The organism is Bradyrhizobium sp. LA2.1 (assembly GCF_040547725.1).
In the GTDB taxonomy this organism is placed as follows: Bacteria; Pseudomonadota; Alphaproteobacteria; order Rhizobiales; family Xanthobacteraceae; genus Bradyrhizobium; species Bradyrhizobium barranii.
This window is the reverse complement of sequence record NZ_JBEPQI010000023.1, coordinates 15,505-32,899: the sequence shown is the minus strand read 5'-3', so window position 1 is coordinate 32,899 and position 17,395 is coordinate 15,505. Positions and strand designations below refer to the sequence as shown.

15 protein-coding genes are annotated in these 17,395 nt (G+C 65.8%); 11 read left to right on the top strand and 4 right to left on the bottom strand.

The genetic code is table 11. The features are described 5' to 3' along the window. Window positions 1–6: 6 nt before the first annotated feature. On the bottom strand, window positions 7–600 hold the full coding sequence (locus ABIB95_RS34300; RefSeq protein WP_063983054.1) for a CGNR zinc finger domain-containing protein: 594 nt from the start codon (window positions 598–600) through the stop codon (window positions 7–9). Between the two features lie 139 nt (window positions 601–739). Here ABIB95_RS34300 and ABIB95_RS34295 point away from each other — a divergent pair, with 139 nt between their 5' ends. After that, window positions 740–2,155 (top strand): amidase, encoded by a 1,416-nt coding sequence (locus ABIB95_RS34295; protein ID WP_354246095.1) that lies wholly within the window; start codon window positions 740–742, stop codon window positions 2,153–2,155. Further along, complete coding sequence (locus ABIB95_RS34290; protein ID WP_354246093.1) at window positions 2,152–3,408, top strand: MFS transporter; 1,257 nt, start codon at window positions 2,152–2,154, stop codon at window positions 3,406–3,408. The genes ABIB95_RS34295 and ABIB95_RS34290 overlap by 4 nt, the downstream gene beginning before the upstream one ends. On the opposite strand, the gene ABIB95_RS34285 is transcribed toward ABIB95_RS34290, so the two are convergent. Then, window positions 3,389–3,553 carry a Flp family type IVb pilin gene (locus ABIB95_RS34285; RefSeq protein WP_028149628.1) on the bottom strand — a complete coding sequence of 55 codons (165 nt, stop codon included), beginning with the start codon at window positions 3,551–3,553 and terminating at the stop codon, window positions 3,389–3,391. The genes ABIB95_RS34290 and ABIB95_RS34285 overlap by 20 nt on opposite strands. Before the next feature lie 311 nt (window positions 3,554–3,864). Between ABIB95_RS34285 and ABIB95_RS34280 the strand changes: the two genes are divergently transcribed. Further along, the gene (locus tag ABIB95_RS34280) at window positions 3,865–6,597 is read left to right on the top strand and encodes a bifunctional diguanylate cyclase/phosphodiesterase (RefSeq protein ID WP_354246309.1); all 2,733 of its coding nucleotides are present in this window, start codon (window positions 3,865–3,867) and stop codon (window positions 6,595–6,597) included. 90 nt (window positions 6,598–6,687) lie between these two features. Here ABIB95_RS34280 and ABIB95_RS34275 read toward each other — a convergent pair whose 3' ends face one another. Beyond that, the gene (locus ABIB95_RS34275; RefSeq protein ID WP_028149630.1) at window positions 6,688–8,025 is read right to left on the bottom strand and encodes a S41 family peptidase; all 1,338 of its coding nucleotides are present in this window, start codon (window positions 8,023–8,025) and stop codon (window positions 6,688–6,690) included. A 307-nt stretch (window positions 8,026–8,332) separates the two neighbouring features. Between ABIB95_RS34275 and ABIB95_RS34270 the strand changes: the two genes are divergently transcribed. The 8 genes from ABIB95_RS34270 to ABIB95_RS34235 all read left to right on the top strand — a co-directional run bounded on the left by ABIB95_RS34270 (window position 8,333) and on the right by ABIB95_RS34235 (window position 15,008). Further along, window positions 8,333–9,466: an alpha-hydroxy acid oxidase gene (locus tag ABIB95_RS34270; protein WP_071913496.1), complete on the top strand. Its 1,134-nt coding sequence runs from the start codon at window positions 8,333–8,335 to the stop codon at window positions 9,464–9,466. Window positions 9,467–9,479: 13 nt separating this feature from the next. Next, a complete protein-coding gene (locus ABIB95_RS34265) occupies window positions 9,480–10,106 on the top strand; it encodes an HAD family hydrolase (RefSeq protein WP_354246090.1) in 627 nt (208 codons plus the stop codon). A gap of 156 nt (window positions 10,107–10,262) precedes the next feature. After that, complete coding sequence (locus ABIB95_RS34260) at window positions 10,263–10,457, top strand: hypothetical protein (protein WP_354246088.1); 195 nt, start codon at window positions 10,263–10,265, stop codon at window positions 10,455–10,457. A gap of 231 nt (window positions 10,458–10,688) precedes the next feature. Further along, window positions 10,689–11,900, top strand: coding sequence for a molybdopterin molybdotransferase MoeA (locus ABIB95_RS34255; RefSeq protein ID WP_354246085.1), 1,212 nt, complete (start codon window positions 10,689–10,691; stop codon window positions 11,898–11,900). Between the two features lie 176 nt (window positions 11,901–12,076). Further along, entirely contained in the window at window positions 12,077–12,778 is a 702-nt protein-coding gene (gene lexA / locus ABIB95_RS34250; RefSeq protein WP_014494969.1) for a transcriptional repressor LexA, read from the top strand. A 207-nt stretch (window positions 12,779–12,985) separates the two neighbouring features. Beyond that, the gene (locus ABIB95_RS34245) at window positions 12,986–13,216 is read left to right on the top strand and encodes a hypothetical protein (RefSeq protein ID WP_354246083.1); all 231 of its coding nucleotides are present in this window, start codon (window positions 12,986–12,988) and stop codon (window positions 13,214–13,216) included. 192 nt (window positions 13,217–13,408) lie between these two features. After that, the gene (locus tag ABIB95_RS34240) at window positions 13,409–13,843 is read left to right on the top strand and encodes a hypothetical protein (protein WP_063983046.1); all 435 of its coding nucleotides are present in this window, start codon (window positions 13,409–13,411) and stop codon (window positions 13,841–13,843) included. 223 nt (window positions 13,844–14,066) lie between these two features. Next, window positions 14,067–15,008 carry a GAF domain-containing protein gene (locus tag ABIB95_RS34235; protein ID WP_354246080.1) on the top strand — a complete coding sequence of 314 codons (942 nt, stop codon included), beginning with the start codon at window positions 14,067–14,069 and terminating at the stop codon, window positions 15,006–15,008. A gap of 9 nt (window positions 15,009–15,017) precedes the next feature. On the opposite strand, the gene ABIB95_RS34230 is transcribed toward ABIB95_RS34235, so the two are convergent. Then, window positions 15,018–17,312, bottom strand: a complete 2,295-nt coding sequence (locus ABIB95_RS34230; RefSeq protein WP_354246077.1) for a ComEC/Rec2 family competence protein — start codon at window positions 17,310–17,312, stop codon at window positions 15,018–15,020. Window positions 17,313–17,395 lie beyond the last annotated feature (83 nt).

Below are 17,395 nucleotides of genomic sequence, written 5' to 3'. Positions count from 1 at the left end.
CGTGATCTATTTCGCCTCGCGCTGCCGCTCGCGATAGGCGCGCGTCTTCATCCGGTTGCCGCACAGCGTCGACATGCACCACCGCCGCGTCGATGGTTTCGAGCGGTCGAAGAACACCCGCCGGCATTCCTCCGACGCACACATCTTCAGCCGGTCCAGCGTTCCCACAAGCGTTGCGTCATGGAGCTCGATCGCGATGGCCGAGAGGCCTGCGAGCGCATCCTCGCGCGCTGCCGACAGCATCGCGCCACGGCCTGCGCGCGCCTCCACCCGCAACGGAAACGGCGCGAGCGCCTCATTGAGCGTGCCGAGAACGCTCCTGTTCCGGGGCCGCTCGGCAGGCTCACATTGCAGATAGGCGCGCAAGGCGCCGCGCAGTCGTAGCGCAGTCTCAAACATCGCGGGCGTGACACGCCCACCCTCGGCGCCAAGGCCGCGTTCCCGCATCCAGTCCGCAAGTTCCTTCGGCCCGCCGAGCTCATCGCTCTCCGGGTGCTCCACGCCGAAATGCATGAAGTGGCGAACATCGAGCGTGTTGGCGAAATCGTAGACGTTCGCCAGCGTGTCGGGAACCTGGAATTTGCGAGACTCTTTCGACATCGGGACACCAAAGATTGGAACACCAGTAAAACAGATTTACTGGTTGACAGCAAGCGACACCTGTATCCTTATTATACTAGTGTCGAATCCTTCGGGATCGAGCACGCATTGCGATCACCAGAACGGAGAACCCGCGCCGATGGCCGACGCCCTGCACTATCTCGAACTCACCGCGCTCGCAGCACGCCTCAAGGCGCGCGACATCTCCGCGCTGGACGTGACGCGCGCGCAACTCGACCGTATCGACGCCATGGACCGGGATCTCGGCAGCTACGTTCACGTGATGGCAGAAACGTCCATCGCCGAGGCAAAAGCCGCGGACGCCGAAATCGCACAGGGCCGGTATCGGGGGCCGCTGCATGGCGTGCCGATTGCGCTCAAGGACCTGTTCTGGACCAAGGGCATTCCGACGGCGGCCGGCACCATGCTTCATCGCGACTTTCGTCCCCACGAAGACGCAACCGTCGTGCGCCGGCTCAAGGACGCAGGCGCCGTGATACTCGGCAAGCTGCAACTCACCGAGGGCGCCTATTCCGATCACCATCCATTGGTGACGCCGCCGAAGAATCCGTGGAATGCGAGTTACTGGCCGGGCATTTCGTCCAGTGGCTCGGCGGTCGCAACCGCTGCCGGGCTTTGCTTCGGCTCGCTCGGCTCCGACACCGGCGGTTCGATCCGCTGGCCCTGCGCCGCCAACGGGCTGACCGGATTGAAGCCGAGCTGGGGTCGCGTCAGCCGACACGGCGCCTTCGAGCTGGCCGCGACGCTCGACCATGTCGGACCGATCGGCCGCAGCGCGGCCGATGCGGGCGCGCTGCTCGGCGTCATTGCCGGACACGACCCCAACGACCCCACCTCGGTGTTCAATCCGGTGCCCGACTATCTGGCCGCGGCCGCACAGGACGTGCGAAGCTTGCGCATCGGCGTCGATGCCGCCTGGAACAGCGACGACGTGGACGTTACGACACAACACGTGCTGGCGGACGCCATCGATGCGTTCCGTGCGCTCGGCGCCGGCATCGTCGATGTCAGATTTCCCGACGTCATGCAGGCGATTGCCGACTGGACACCGAATTGTGCGGTGGAGGCTGCGGTCGCGCACGAGGCGACCTATCCTGCCCGCAAGAACGAGTACGGCCCGATGCTCGCCTCGCTGATCGAGGCCGGTCGCGCGCTCTCCGCCCTCGATTATCAGAAGATCCTGCTGCGGCGGCTGGCGCTGCGCGGCCGCGTCACCGCGCTGTTCGAGACCATTGATCTACTGCTGATCCCGGTACACCCGTTCCCGCCGGTGACGCTCGCCATGATCCGGACGCTCGGCGAGCAGCCGGATCTGATCGCAAAGCTGCAGCGCTACACCTGCCCGTTCGACATGACCGGTCATCCCACGATCACGCTACCGGGTGGTGCATCGGCAGACGGACTGCCGATCGCGTTCCAGCTCGTCGCCGCTCATCTCGGCGAGGCCATGCTCGTGCGCGCCGGCGCGGCGTTCCAGCGTGCCACGTCCTGGCACCGTCGCCATCCTTCCCTCACCTCGCGGAGGCAGCATTGACCATTCAATCCACGCTCACTCAGCGAGGCATTTTCCATGGCTGGTTCGTCGTCGCGGCGGCATTTGCCGTCATGTTTGTCGGCTTCGGCTCCGCCTACACGTTCAGCGCATTTCTGGAGCCACTCCAGCGCGATTTCGGCGCCTCGCGCGGTTCAATCTCGCTCGTGTTTTCGATTGCGGGCTTTCTGTACTTCGCGCTCGGACTCGTCAGCGGTCCGCTCGCCGACCGGCTCGGCTCGCGTCCGCTGGCCATAGCCGGCATGATCCTGATCGCGGTCGGACTTGCGGCGGCGAGCGCGGCACGTTCCCTTGTCGAGGTCTATCTCGCCTACGGGCTGGGCGTCGGCCTCGGCCTTGGCTGCGCCTATGTTCCCGCGATCGGCGCGGTGCAACGCTGGTTCATCAAGCGCCGCGGCTTTGCCTCCGGGCTCGCGGTGAGCGGCATCGGGCTCGGTACGCTGGCGATGCCGCCGCTCGCCTCATTGCTGATCGCATCGGTGGGCTGGCGCGGCGCCTATCTAGTGCTGGGCGCGATCGCGCTGGTGCTGGGCGGCGGAGCGTCGCTGCTGATCGAGAACGATCCGAAGCACCGCGGCCTCGGACCCGACGGCGATCCGCCTCGCGAGGCCGCGGGCGCAAGCAATGCCGGCGGCGCTTCGGTGCGCGAGGCCGTCCGGTCGACGCGGTTCATCGCCCTCTACGCATCGTGTCTGGTCTGCTCGTTCGGCGCCTTCGTTCCGTTCGTCCATCTCGTGCCATACGCGCGCGACCACGGGGTCGCGGCGTCCTCTGCAGTGCTGCTGCTCGGCGTGATCGGGGCCGGCAGCACCGCAGGCCGCTTCTTTCTCGGCGCGCTTGCCGACCGGATGGGCCGCGATCGCTCGCTCATCATGGTCCTGGTCGGAATGGCGTTCGCGATGGCGATCTGGGCCATCGCCGCCGATGTCTGGACCCTCGCCGCTTTTGCCTTCGTCTACGGCGTGTTCTACGGCGGCTGGGTCGCGGTGCTGCCCGCTGTGGTCATGGACTATTTTGGCGGACGCAACGTCAGCGGAATCATCGGTATTCTCTACACCAGCGTGGCGTTCGGCACGCTGGTTGGCCCGAGTGCGGCCGGCTTCGCCTACGACGTCAACCACAGCTATACCTTGCCGATCCTGATCAGCGCCGCGGCGAACGTCGTCGCGGCGCTGATCGTGGCGGCGATATTGGCGCGCAGCGGAGCCCACGCGATCAGCGCAGCGAAGAGCTGATCGACCCGAATTTGGCGTTGAGCTTGGAGCCCATGCCGTTCACGACGGAAATGATGGCCAACGCGATGCCGGCGGCAATCAGGCCGTATTCGATCGCGGTCGCACCACGCTCGTCGGCGAGGAAGTTCTTCAAGGTGTTTGTCATCGTCGTGTCCTCTCTGTGTCGCTGGCAGGCATGTTCGCAAATCACGTGCCAATACCGACTCGAGGATCGCCAACATCTTAGATGGTTAAGCCTTGGTTGACCGTGGCACGACCGGCAGGAATTGACCGGCATCGCGAGAGCTTGCGGCAATTCCTGCACGTCTTGCGTCGCGCGCATCGATTGCTTTTGTGCGCGGCCGTTCATGTCGCATTAACCGCGCTTCCTAACTTCGCCTCCATATCGTTTCCGTAAACCAACGGATGTTCTCGGGATCAAGAAGCGATCCTGACGTGTGCGCGGCAACGATCGACATGATGACGAAATACGGCAGTCGCCTCTTTGACCAGGTCTTCGTGCGCAGCGGACCGATCCGCTGGCTGGTGGTGGGCGGCACGTTGCTGATCGCGGCCATCGCCATTGGCTCGGTCCTGATGGCGCAGAATTTCCGAGAGCGCGCGCTGCGCAACAGCGGGCGCGAGTTGGAAAACACCGTCCTTCTGCTCGCTCATCATTTCGATCAGCAGTTGCAGGATTTCGCGGTCATCCAGAAGGATTTCGTCGACCACGTCCGCGCAACCGGCATCGCAAGCGCCGAGGACTATCGCAAACGCCTCTCCGGCCAGGACGTCCACCGGATGCTGCGCTCGAAGATCGAGGCGCTGCCCTACATGGGCGGCGTCAACATCATCGATGCCGAAGGCAATCTCATCAACTCGTCGACGGCGTGGCCGGCCCCCAAAGTGAACGTCGCCGATCGCGCCTATTTTCGCACTTTCAAATACGATCCTTACTCGCCGAACGTGCTGATCGAGCCGGTGCACAGCCGCGTCTCCGGCGCCTGGACCATCCTGATCGTGCGCAAGATCGTGGGACCGAACGGCGAGTTCATGGGCGTGGTCGGACGCGGCATCGAACCGGCCAATTTCGAGAAGTTCTTCGCCTCCGTCGTGCTCGGCGAAGGCGCCACGATCTCGATGCTGCATCGCGACGGCACGCTGCTCGCTCGCTATCCCCATTCCAGCGAGCAGATGGGCAGGAATTTCAAGACCGGCCCGTTCGAGCAGCAGAGGATCTTCGGGGTCGATCACTTCGCCGGCCGCATCATGAGCCCCGTCGACGGAGAAGACCGCCTGATCTCCTCGCGTGCCCTGCCCCACTTCCCGATCCTGATGATGGCCACCACGACGCGCGCGGCGGCGCTGACGGACTGGCGCGAGCAGATCGGCATCCTGATGTCGGTTGCGGGCGCCTCCGCGCTCGCCATCGCGGGCGTGCTGATCGCGATCGTGCGCAAGCTGCTGGAGCAGCACCGCGCCTCCCGCGAGCGGCTGACGCTGGAGAAGCAGCGCCTCGACCGCGCCGTCAACAACATGACACAGGGCCTGCTGCTGTTCGATGCCGAGCGGCGGCTGGTGATCTGCAACCAGCGCTACATCGAGATGTACGGCCTGTCAGCCGAGGTGGTGAAGCCCGGCTCCAGCTTCCACGACATCATCGCCCACCGCAAGGCGACCGGCTCGTTCACTGGCGATATCGGCGACTATGTCGTCCGTGTGCTGCGCGACATCAATGTGCGTAACTCCATGGTGGTCGACACCTCCGACGGGCGCTCGATCCACATCCTCAACGAGCCGCTCGCGGACGGCGGCTGGGTGGCGACCCACGAAGACATCACCGAGCGCCGGCGCATCGAGGAGCGCATCACCCACCTCGCCCACTACGACGCACTGACCGACCTGCCCAACCGCACCATGTTCCACGAGCATCTGCGCGCGGAGCTCGCCGCCATCGCCGGTGGCGAAGAGATCGCGGTGCATTACATCGACATCGACGAGTTCAAGGGCGTCAACGATGCGCTCGGCCATCTCGTCGGCGACGAGCTGTTGAAATCGATCGCGACGAGCCTCAGCCGCTGCGCGGGTCCGCAGGACTTCGTGGCGCGGCTAGGCGGCGACGAATTCGCCATCGTTCAGAGCGCGGTGACGTCGCTGGAGCAGGTCAACGAACTCGTCGCGCGGGTCTTCCAGGCCATCCGCGCGCCGTTCGACTGCATGGGCCATCATCTCACCACGGACGCCAGTATCGGCATCGCGCTGGCGCCACGACACGGCACCGCGCTGGACCAGATCCTGAAGAACGCGGACATGGCGATGTATGCCGCCAAGGCCGCCGGACGCCGCACCTATCGCTTCTTCGAGCCGGAGATGGACGCCAAGGTCCGCGAGCGGCGGCAGCTCGAGATCGATCTGCGCCACGCCATCGCCCAAGGTGGGCTCGAAGGCGGGCTCGAGGTCTACTACCAGCCCTGCCTCGCCCTGAAGGACGACCGCATCACCGGCTGCGAAGCGCTGGTGCGCTGGCGCCATCCCGAGCGTGGCATGGTCTCGCCCGCCGAGTTCATCCCGATCGCCGAAGACACCGGCCTGATCAACGAGATCGGCGAATGGGTGCTGGCCACCGCCTGCCGCGATGCCGCCAACTGGCCCGACGACATCCGCCTCGCCGTCAACGTCTCGCCGGTGCAGTTCAAGAGCGGCACGCTGGCGCTGAAGATCATGGCGGCCCTTGCCGCCTCCAATTTGCCGGCGAGCCGGCTCGAGCTCGAGATCACCGAGGCCGTGCTGATCCGCGACGACGACACCGCGCTTGCGATCCTGCATCAGCTCCGCGCCATCGGCGTGCGGATCGCGCTCGACGATTTCGGCACCGGCTACTCCTCGCTGAGCTATCTGCACCGCTTCCCGTTCGACAAGATCAAGATCGACCGCTGCTTTGTCAGCGACATCGCCGGTCCCGACGGCTCCGCCAGCATCGTGCAGGCCGTCGTCAACCTGGCTGCCGCCCGCCGCATGACCACCACGGCCGAGGGCGTCGAGACCGAGGAGCAGCAGCGCCTGCTCCGTGCGCTCGGCTGCTCCGAGATGCAGGGCTATCTGTTCAGTGCCGCAAAACCGGCCGACAAGGTGCTGGAGCTGTTCGCGCTGCATCGCAGCCGCCTCGCCCAGCGAGGCGGCGAGGAAAGCCGGCGCCGCGAGGCAAGCTAGGGCGGTCTTCCCAACAACTAGAAGCGTCACCGCACGAATTCGCCCGGGAGCGGTCATCCGCTCCCGGGCGATATCTGAACGTCGTAAGGCTTAGTTCGGTACCGCCGCCTTCGGCGCAGGCTTGGCGGCGACCGCATTCGCGGTCACGCCGTGCAGGAAGTCGTAGGCCGCATGCAGGGCCTTGTCGTCCTTCTCTTCCGGCGGGACGTAGGACTGCGATCCGGTCTGCTCGGTGCCGTCGGCGGCCTGCAGATGGCCGCGCATCTGGGACTCCGCCATGGTGTCCATGCGGCCCTTCAGCTCGGGCGGCACATCCTGGAGGATCTCGATGTCGGGCGCGATGCCCTGGGCCTGAATCGAGCGGCCCGACGGCGTGTAGTAGCGCGCCGTGGTCAGCGCCAGCGCGCCATTGCCGGCGCCGAGCGGAATGATGGTCTGCACCGAGCCCTTGCCGAACGAGCGCGTGCCGATGATCGTGGCACGCTTGTGGTCATGCAGCGCGCCTGCGACGATCTCCGAGGCCGAAGCCGAGCCGCCATTGACCAGAATCACCAGCGGCTTGCCCTTGGTGAGGTCGCCGCCATGGGCGGTGAAGCGCTGGGTCTCTTCGGGATTGCGGCCGCGGGTCGAGACGACCTCGCCGCGCTGAAGGAAGGCGCTCGACACCGAGACGGCCTGGTCGAGCAAGCCGCCCGGATTGTTACGCAGGTCCATCACGTAGCCGACCAGCTTCTCCGGCGGGACCTCCTTGGAGATCGACGCGATCGCCTTCTTCAGGCCGTCGGTGGTCTGCTCGTTGAACGAGGTGACGCGGATATAGCCGATGTCGCCGTTCTCGACGTGGAAGCGCACCGGACGCACATGGATGATCTCGCGCTTGATCGCGACGTCGAGCGGGGCGTCGGCGCCCTTGCGCACGATGGTGAGCTTGGTCTGGGTATCGACCGGCCCCTTCATCTTGTTGACGGCCTGCTCGAGCGTCATGCCCTGCACGGCATCGCCGTCGATCTTGCTGATGAGGTCGCCGGACATGATCCCGGCCTTGGACGCCGGCGTGTCGTCGATCGGCGAGACGACCTTGACCAGGCCGTCCTCCATCGTGACCTCGATGCCGAGCCCGCCGAACTCGCCGGAGGTGGTCTCCTGCATCTCGGTCCAGGCCTTGTCGTTCATGTAGCGTGAATGCGGATCGAGCGAGGTCACCATGCCGGTGATCGCACCCTCGATCAGCTTGGAATTGTCGGGCTTCTCGACATAGCTCGCCTTCACCCGCTCGAACACTTCGCCGAACAGATTGAGCCGGGAATAGGCATCATCCGCGCTCGCTGCCGCCCGTGCCGCCCATACTCCACCGTGCGGGCTGGCGACCAGAAGGGTTAGACACGCTCCCGTGAGCGCGCCCAGGGGGAACAGCAGGTTTTTCCGCATGGATAGGCTGGCCTTCTTGCTGGAGCTTTGCTTTGGGCTTGTGAGGCGCCATGCAAATGGCGATCCAGCCCGCTGTTCACAATACCATTCTGGTTTCTTCAAGGCCGGGACGCCACGCCGGCGGGTACATCGTAAAAATCCCTTCGCCCGGGCCTAAACTTTTGGCAACGTTCCGAAACCGTTTCGCGCAAGGCGGGAATCGGCCCGACCGGCCCACGCCTCGCAGCTATGCGATTTTAGGATGGTTTTGGAGGGCCGGACACGATAGGCGATGACAATAACGCTTCAAATTCTCGGGAGGACAACAATGAACGACGCGCCCCGCATCCGGCCGGAAAGGAACGTCGAACTCGGCGCCAGCGCCGAGCCATTCCAGAACCTGCACGAATTCATCCGCAAGGCGCGCGCCAACCTCAACCAGAACGCCTGGGACTATATCGTCGGCGCCGCCGAGACCGAGACCACGATGCGCCGCAACCGCATGGCGCTGGACGAGATCGCCTTCCGGCCGCGCGTGCTGCGCGACGTCCGCGAGGTCGACGGCTCGGTCGAGCTGTTCGGGCGCCGGATGCGGCTGCCGGTGGTGCTGGCCCCTGTCGGCGCACTGGAGATCTTCGATCCGGATGGCGCGGCGAGCGTCGCCCGCGCCTGCGGCACCTTCGGCGCGGCGCACATGCTGAGCTCGGTGTCCGAGCCCGGCCTGGAGAAGACCGCCGAGGCCGCCCCTGATGCGCTGCGGCTCTATCAACTCTATGTGCGCGGTGATGACGACTTCGTGGCCGATGTCGTCAGCCGGAGCGAGAAGAACGCCTACGCTGCCTTCTGCCTGACTGTTGACACCGCCCATTACAGCCGTCGCGAACGTGACATTGCCAAGCGCTATGTTCGCGAGAGCCGCCTGCGCGCCACCGGCGGCGATTACCAGAAGGGCCTGGAGTGGCGGACCGTGAAGATGATCAAGGACAAGTTCAAGATCCCGCTCATCCTGAAGGGCATCGCCACCGCCGAGGACGCCCGGATCGCGGTCGATCACGGCGTGGAGTGGATCTACGTCTCCAACCATGGCGGCCGCCAGCTCGATCACGGCCGCGGTGCCATGCATGTGCTGCCCGAGATCGTCGAGGCCGTGAAGGGACGCGCCAAGATCATGGTCGACGGCGGCTTCTGCCGCGGCACCGACATCGTCAAGGCGATCGCGGCGGGCGCGGACATGGTCGGCATCGGCCGGCTGCAATGCTGGGCATTGGCCGCAGCCGGCGAGGCCGGCGTGAGGCGCATGCTGGAGCTGCTCGAGGACGAGGTGCTGCGCTGCCTCGGCCTTTTGGGCGCTACCTCGTTCGCCGAGGTCGACAAGTCCTGCCTGCACCAGGCGACCGCAACGAATGCGCCGAGCGTGTTTAGCGCGTTCCCGCTGTTCGACCACGACCCCTATCGATATTGAGTGAAAGGATGCAATGAGCTCGCTCTCTCCCGGCAGCGCGGACGCGCTGCTGTTCGATCTCGGGCGCGTCGTGCTCGACATCGATTTCTCCAAGGCGATCGCCTGCTGGGCGGGACATGCCGGCTGCAAGCCGGAAGCCATCGTCGCGCGCTATGTGCGGGACAGCGAAGCCTACCGGCTGCACGAGGTCGGCAAGATCAGCGACGAGGCCTATTTTGACTCGCTGCGTGTCGCGCTCGGGATCGGCATCTCGGACGCGCAGTTCCTGGAGGGCTGGAACGCAATCTTCGCCGGCGAGATGCCCGATATCGCTGAGCTGCTGCCGCGTGCGGCAAAGCAGTTGCCGCTCTACGCGTTCTCCAACACCAACCGGCCGCATGTGGACCACTTCTCGAAGGAATATGCTGGCCTGCTCGGCCATTTCCGCGAGCTGTATCTGTCGTCCAGCATCGGCCTGCGCAAACCGGATGTGGAGGCCTTCGACCATGTCGTGGCCGCGATCGGCGTGCCGGCGAACCGTATCGTGTTCTTCGACGATCTTGCCGCGAACATCGAAGGAGCGCGGTCGCGCGGCCTGACCACGGTCCACGTGACCTCGCCCCGCGACGTCGGGAACGCCCTCAAGGCGCTCGGCATCTGATCTCTGGCCGGCAAGCCGACGGGCCGCGAATGGAACTATTTTGCCCCGGGGGCGAGGAACCAAAACCCTTTGTACATTTTTATACAGAGCTCCAGGAACGATTGCCCCTCTCAGGACTCATGAGTCCGTTGGGAATTCTACATCGGGCTTATCGTCGTGTTGGGCAAAACCTACCTCACCAAGCAGGCCTCTCTGCTGATGAAATTCGCCAGGACCACCTCGGATTCTGAGCTTTCCGCCAAGCTGATCAGCAAGGCCGCCGACCTGAAATCCCAGGCCGACCCGCTGCCTGACAAGGATCAGGGCCCCGCAGCGCCGGACGTCAGTCCGTACAAGCCGCCGGGGGGCTGACCGATGCTGGCCGTGGCTCTCGTCCTTCTCGTCCTCGCCATGGCCATCCTCGTACCGGTCTGTCTCGCCTTCTGGATCATGCCGCGGCGGACGTGATGCTCACCCTTCATCGCAGAGCGGATGACGCAGGATAAATCATCCTGCGCGGCCACTGTTTTGCCTCTGCGCCTGCACTCGGCTAGAACTCTCGCCGCCGATTTGCCCGAACGGGCCCAGCAGGAGTTTTCACCCGTGGCCCTGATGCCGGTTTCCGACGCGCTCGCCGCGGTGCTGGCGGGCGCAGAGCCGCTGCCTGAAGAGATGATCGCGCTCGACGCGGCCTTCCACCGTGTGCTCGCGCGCGACGTCGCCGCGCGGCGCACGCAGCCGCCGCAAGCGATGTCGGCAATGGACGGCTATGCGGTGCGCGCGGTCGATGCGGCCAAGATCGACTCCCAGCTCACCCTGATCGGCGAGGTCGCGGCGGGCCGCCCGTTTGCGGGATCGGTCGGCGCCAGCGAGGCCGTGCGTATCTTCACCGGCGGTGTCGTTCCCGATGGCGCTGATGCGGTCGTGATCCAGGAGGACACGATCACGGACGGCAAGCGCATCACCATCAAGGAAGCCGCCGTAACGGGGCGGCACATCCGCCCCGCCGGCGTCGACTTCTCGGAAGGCGACGTGCTGCTGCGCAAGGGGGCCCGGCTCACCGAGCGCGACCTCGCGCTCGCCGCCGGCATGAATTACCCGCAACTGCCAGTCCGACGACGCCCGAAGGTCGCGATCCTCGCGACCGGCGACGAGTTGGTGATACCGGGCACCACGCCCGGTCCCGGCCAGATCGTCTATTCCAACGGCTACGCCCTGCACGCGCTCGCCCGCAGCGAGGGCGCCGATACCATCGACCTCGGCGTTGCCGCCGATACGCTGGAGGCCACCACGGCCGGCATCGGCCGCGCGCGGGAGAGCGGCGCGGACATCCTGATCACGACCGGCGGCGCCTCTGTCGGCGACCACGATCTGGTCCAGCAGGCGCTGAGGGACGAAGGTATCTCGATGGCGTTCTGGAAGATCGCGATGCGGCCCGGTAAGCCGATGATGAACGGGCGGCTCGGGGCGATGCGTGTGATCGGCCTGCCCGGCAATCCCGTGTCATCCTACGTTTGCGGCTTCCTGTTCATGGTGCCATTGATTCGCGCGCTTTCGGGCCGTTCGATGATTCATCACCGCCGCGAACGCGCGGTGCTCGGCCGCGATGTCGGCGCCAACGACCAGCGCGAGGATTACCTGCGCGCACGCCTCGAGCTGCGCGACGACGGCACGCTCGTCGCCCTTCCGGTCAATCACCAGGATTCCTCGCTGCTTGCGAATCTCGCTGCGGCACAGGCACTTCTCGTGCGCGCGCCATTCGCGTCGAAGGCCGAAGCCGGCACGCCTTGCGAGGTCTTGCGGTTGCCCGTCTAAGCGCTTCGTTCGCGTGCGTTCCGCGAACTTTGTCGCGTTCACGGTAAATTAAGCAGTTGCGGAACATGTATCGAACATATAGTGTCCGTTCATGATTTGTTTCGAGAATGTAGCGGCTTACTGCTGAATTCAGCGTCTCGGAATCGAACGACATCAACCGGGGGATTTTGGTCGAGATGTTAACGCGCAAACAATACGAGCTCCTGCGGTTCATCAGCGAACGGCTGAAGGAAAGCGGCGTGCCGCCCTCCTTCGATGAGATGAAGGACGCGCTCGACCTGCGCTCGAAATCGGGCATCCATCGCCTGATCACTGCGCTCGAGGAGCGCGGCTTCATCCGGCGCCTGCCCAACCGGGCCCGCGCCATCGAGGTGATCAAGCTGCCCGAGCTTCAGGCCGCTGCCGGCAGCCGCCGCGGCTTCACGCCGAGCGTCATCGAAGGCAATCTCGGCAAGGTCCGCACGACTTCGAGCCCACCGGCGGACGAGGGCGAGCGCCCCGTCGCGGTCCCCGTGATGGGCCGCATCGCGGCCGGTACGCCGATCGAGGCCTTGCAGACCCGCAGCCACACCATCAGCGTACCGCCTGACATGCTCGGCTCGGGCGAACATTACGCGCTCGAAGTGCGCGGCGATTCCATGGTCGAGGCCGGCATTCTCGACGGCGACATGGCGCTGATCCAGCGCAACGAGAGCGCCGATACCGGCGATATCGTGGTGGCGCTGATCGACGACGAGGAAGCAACCCTGAAGCGCTTCCGCCGCCGCGGCGCCTCGATCGCGCTCGAGCCCGCCAACGCCGCCTATGAGGTCCGCATCCTCCCGCCCAACCGGGTGAAGATCCAGGGCAAGCTGATCGGGCTGTACCGGAAGTATTGATACCGGACGCGCCGGTATTGGTCATTTCGCGCCCCGCGCGCTTTCGATCGGCATCGCCGATCCGAGATTGGAGCGGACGATTGTCCGCTTCCGCTGGATAGTCTTTCTGGTTTCGCGCAGATTATCCGGCCCCTCCTCCAGCGGTAAATCCTCGGCACGCCGCACGAAGCAGCCCTGCTTCGCGGCCTTCAGGTTCGAGGAGAAGTCATGCGCCGGATCGTTCTGAGCACAATTGCTGTGGCGCTGATCGCAGCATCAGCGTCGCAAGCCTTGGACGTGCAAGCCTTGGCCGTGCAAGCCTTGGCCGCGCAATCGCGGCCCCATGTCCGCAAGGACACCGCCGTAGGCGAGCAAGTCCGCAGGGCCCTCGACGCCGTCGGCCAACCGTCGCGGCCGGGCTGGCAATATTCCGGCTGGTCGGCGCCTGCGGGGCGCTGACACGCGCCTGCAGAATGCAAAGGGGCGGGCTTTGTTCCTGGTGGATTCGGGAAAGTTAATGTGATTGCGGCCTGCGGCGGCGAGCCGTAGATTTGCCTACAACCCGGCAGAACGTTTGGTATTTCCACTCTGATAGAGGCCTGCGCCTCGATTAAGAGACGTGGGTCGCTATCCCTGCATGAGGAGCACCCGATGTGTGACTACAGCCTGCATGCCGTCGCGTCGCGTCCCGCCGAAGTCGGCGAGACGATCGTCACGACAACCTTCCGCGGCACCTCGACGCGCGGCTTTGCCTCCGCGGCCGATCCGACCGTCGCGGTCTGCCTGCTCCCGGGGACGGAGCTCGCCTTCGCCGACAACGTCCGCTACGACAATCGCTGGATCTGGACGCGCACCGTCAATTCGCGCGTCGGCAAGTTCGGCAAGATCGATCCGCACATTCCCGATCGCCATCATGATGCGATCGAATTCCCCGACGGCAAATCCGTGCTGGTGACGCAGCTGGTCGAAGGCCAGCGTGCGACCGTGCTGCAGCTACCGGTGACCCAGCCGCTCGGCGAGCGCGAGCACAAGCCGCAGACCATCACCGACAGCCGGACAACCATCACCCGCCTGCCGATCGGCTGATGCAGCCATTCCCGGCCGGCAGGTCGGGCCAGGATTGAAATCGCCATCGCCGGCCGAGGCCGGCGAGATGGTGTCGTTTGTGTCCCGCGAAACGCCATCGGGCGGACCAAGCCGTGGCGTCTCCCACCGCACGAAGTTTGCGCTGTCCTGCCTGAATTTTGAACGTCCGTTCCGCAGCCAAATGGCCGATGCTTGGTGCGACTTGAGACGGCGGGCACGTTCGATGAAGACCTTCATTCGCGTCGTTGAACTCTGGGTGCCTGACCGCACGCGCATGCGGCTGGAATTCGGCGGCGGCCTCTACGGCGAAGGGTTGTCCGCGTTTAGGGACGTGAGCGAGGATCTGCACTTCGGATATGACGAGGGACTTCCCGGCAAGGCCTGGGCCGGCGGCCACCCCGTGATCCTCACCAGATTCACCGATTCCTATTTCAAGCGGACCGATCAGGCCATCGCCGCCGGGCTGACCTGCGGCGTGGCGGTGCCCGTGTTTTCGGGCGAATTCCTGCAAGCCGTCATGGTGCTGTTCTGCGGCGACGACGAGGCCCATGTCGGCGCGATCGAGCTCTGGCACAACGATGCCGAAACCTCCCACGAGATGGGGCTCGTCGACGGCTATTACGGCACCGCCGACATGTTCGAATTCAACTCCCGCCACACCAGATTTCCGCGCGGCTTCGGCCTTCCAGGCCGCATCTGGAAAGCCGGCCTGCCGCTGATCATCAAGGACCTGCACGATGCCAGGAGTTTTCTGCGCTGGGAGGACGCCGCCAAGGTCGGAATCAATCTCGGCGTCGGCGTTCCCTACTGGACCGGCACCGATCAGACCTGGGTGCTGACATTTCTCTCGGCGCAGGCGACCCCGATTGCGCGACGCTTCGAGATCTGGGTCCCGGACGAGGCCCGTTCGGCGCTGGTCTTCCGCACCGGCGATTGCAGCGCGCAGACCGACCTCGCCGCGCTCTATGCGACGAAATCCATCGCCAAAGGCGAAGGCAGCATCGGCGGGGCCTGGGCCACCGGCATGCCCGCGCTCAACGACGATCTCGCGCGTGACGGCTCGGTCGCGGCCTCGCAGGCCAGCGCCTCTGGACTGAGCCAGATGGTCGTCCTGCCGGTGATCGGCAATGCCAGGCTCGACGCCGTGCTGGCCTGGTATCTGTAACCCGTCCGCTCAATCCTCAGCCTGCAGGTCCGCTTCCGATGGCGTCGCGTCGCGGTTGCGGGGAGCCGCCGCCTGCGGCGCAAGGCTCGCGCTGAAATCCGCCTCGCCGGCCGCCGCCGGCGACCACGGACGGTCTGCCCCCCTTGCCTTCGCCGCCTGAACCGCGAAGCCGTCGCCGCTTCGCGTCAGCGCCAGCGCGCCCTGCCTTGCGAGACGCTGACGGTCGACAACCATCGCCGCGCAATCCGGCGGCGCCGGCCGCGCCGTCACCACCAGCGCGGCCCGGCTGCAATCGTCAGCCAATGAATCGATGCGCAAGGCCAGCGCGACCAGGCGCCCGTCGGCGAGCGGCGTGACGCAGCCAGCCTCGTCGCACGACACGCCGGCGGCCAGAGAGGCACTGCCGGCGTCGCGCGGATCGGCGTCGGCGGCGAGCCATTCCTTCAGAAGAAAACTGTCCTTGCTCGACCTGATGAGTTGCAGGTGCCCATCCCTGCCCCGCACCGCGACACTCTGGCCGTCACCGGCGATCAGGACATCGGGCTGCCGCGCGCACAGTCCCCAGAGGATCGCGGCCAACAACACCACCGCGCCGGCCCAGCGCAACGGCGTGCGCAACAAGCCCATCACGATGATCCCCAAGCTTGCAGCGATCAGCGGTGCGATGCCGAAAGCCGAGATACGGCCGATCGCGCCCGGCAAAGCGGCCACCCAGCGCGACACCGCAACCATCCAGTCGATGCCGATCCCCATCAGCCACCAGAACGGACCATCGAGTCCGAACGGCGCTGCAATCAAGCCCAACAGGCCCGCGGGCATCACCAGGGCCGAGACCACCGGCATCGCCCCGAGGTTGGCGAGCACGCCGAACGGGGTGACGCGGTGGAAATGGAAGGCGGCATAGGGCGTGGTCGCGAGCCCCGCGATCAGCGAGGCCAGGAACAGCATCGCGATCTCGCGCCCGCCCCACATTGCAATCCGCGCGGTCGCGGAATGATCTGGCGACGCAAACAAGTTCGGCATGCCGATCTGCACCAGCGCCACCAGTCCGAGCGTTGCTGCGAACGACATCTGGAAGCTTGGATGCACCAGCGCTTCCGGCGCGACCGCGAGCACGATTAGCGCGGCCACCGCCAGCGTGCGGAAGGTGATGGCACGGCGATCGACCATGACCGCGATCAGCACCACCGCGGTCATGAAGAACGATCTTTGCGTCGCGACCTCCGCGCCCGACAGCAGCAGATAGAACGCGGCTGCGACCAGTGCCGCGGCCGCCGACCATTTCTTGATGGCAAAGCCGGCCGCCATTCCAGGGATCAACGCCAGCAGCGCGCGCACCGCGAAGAAGACCACGCCGGCGACGACCGCCATGTGATATCCGGAAATCGAGAGCACATGTCCGAGCCCCGAGATGAACATGGCGTCGTTGACGGGCGTGGTAATCGCATCGCGCCGGCCCGTGAGCAGCGCGGTCGCGATCGCCCGGTTGTCACCCTCGAGCGTGGCGCGGATGCGCGCGTCGATCGCATCGCGCAGACCCTGCATGAAGGCGGCATAACGCAGCCGCAAGCCACCGGCATCCGGCGGCACCGATGCCGCTATCGTGCCCATCACGAATCCGGAGGCGCCGATGCCCTGGAAGAACATGTCGCGCGAAAAGTCATAGCTGCCGGGGCGCACCGGCGACAACGGCGGCAACAGCCGCGCCTTCAACTGCACGAAGCTGCCGACCTCGGGCGCAGTCCCCTTGCGCACGGAGAGGCGCACGCGCTCGAGCTTGACGTCGCTGCGCTGCGCCTCCATCGCGGTGACGCGAAGGACAAAACGGTCGGTGCGCTCACGGATGTCGCGGGTCTCGACGAAGCCCGACAGCGAGACGGAATAAAGCGGCTTTGCCAGCACCGTGTGCGCGATCCGCGCGGTCTTCCAGGTCGCCGTGGCAAGACCGGCCGCGACCGCCGCGATCATGATCGCCGGCGCAAACAACCGGCTCCGCCGCAACAGCACGGCGCCAAGCGTGAGCGCGATGGCCGTTGCGGCAACGACCCACAGCACCGGTTCATGATCGGCGGCAAAGTAGAGCGCGATGCCGCCGCCGAACGCGACCGGCACCCACGGCAACAATCGCCCGGCGCCGGCCTCGGCGCGCGCCCATTCGCGCAGGGTCCCGGCCAGCGACGTCCAGAGGTCGAACCCTGCCGGCACGAGGCCGCCCGCGGATGCAGCTCGGCCGACGGGCCAAGTCCCCGCGATCCAAGTCCCCGCGATCCCCTGGGACCGAACTGGTCGGCCCGGCTCCGCCATTCCCTGCACCTTACGATACGCGACCGGCCTGGAGGCTACCGGAACGTGTGGTTACGCGAATAGCGGTACGGATCAGGAACGGA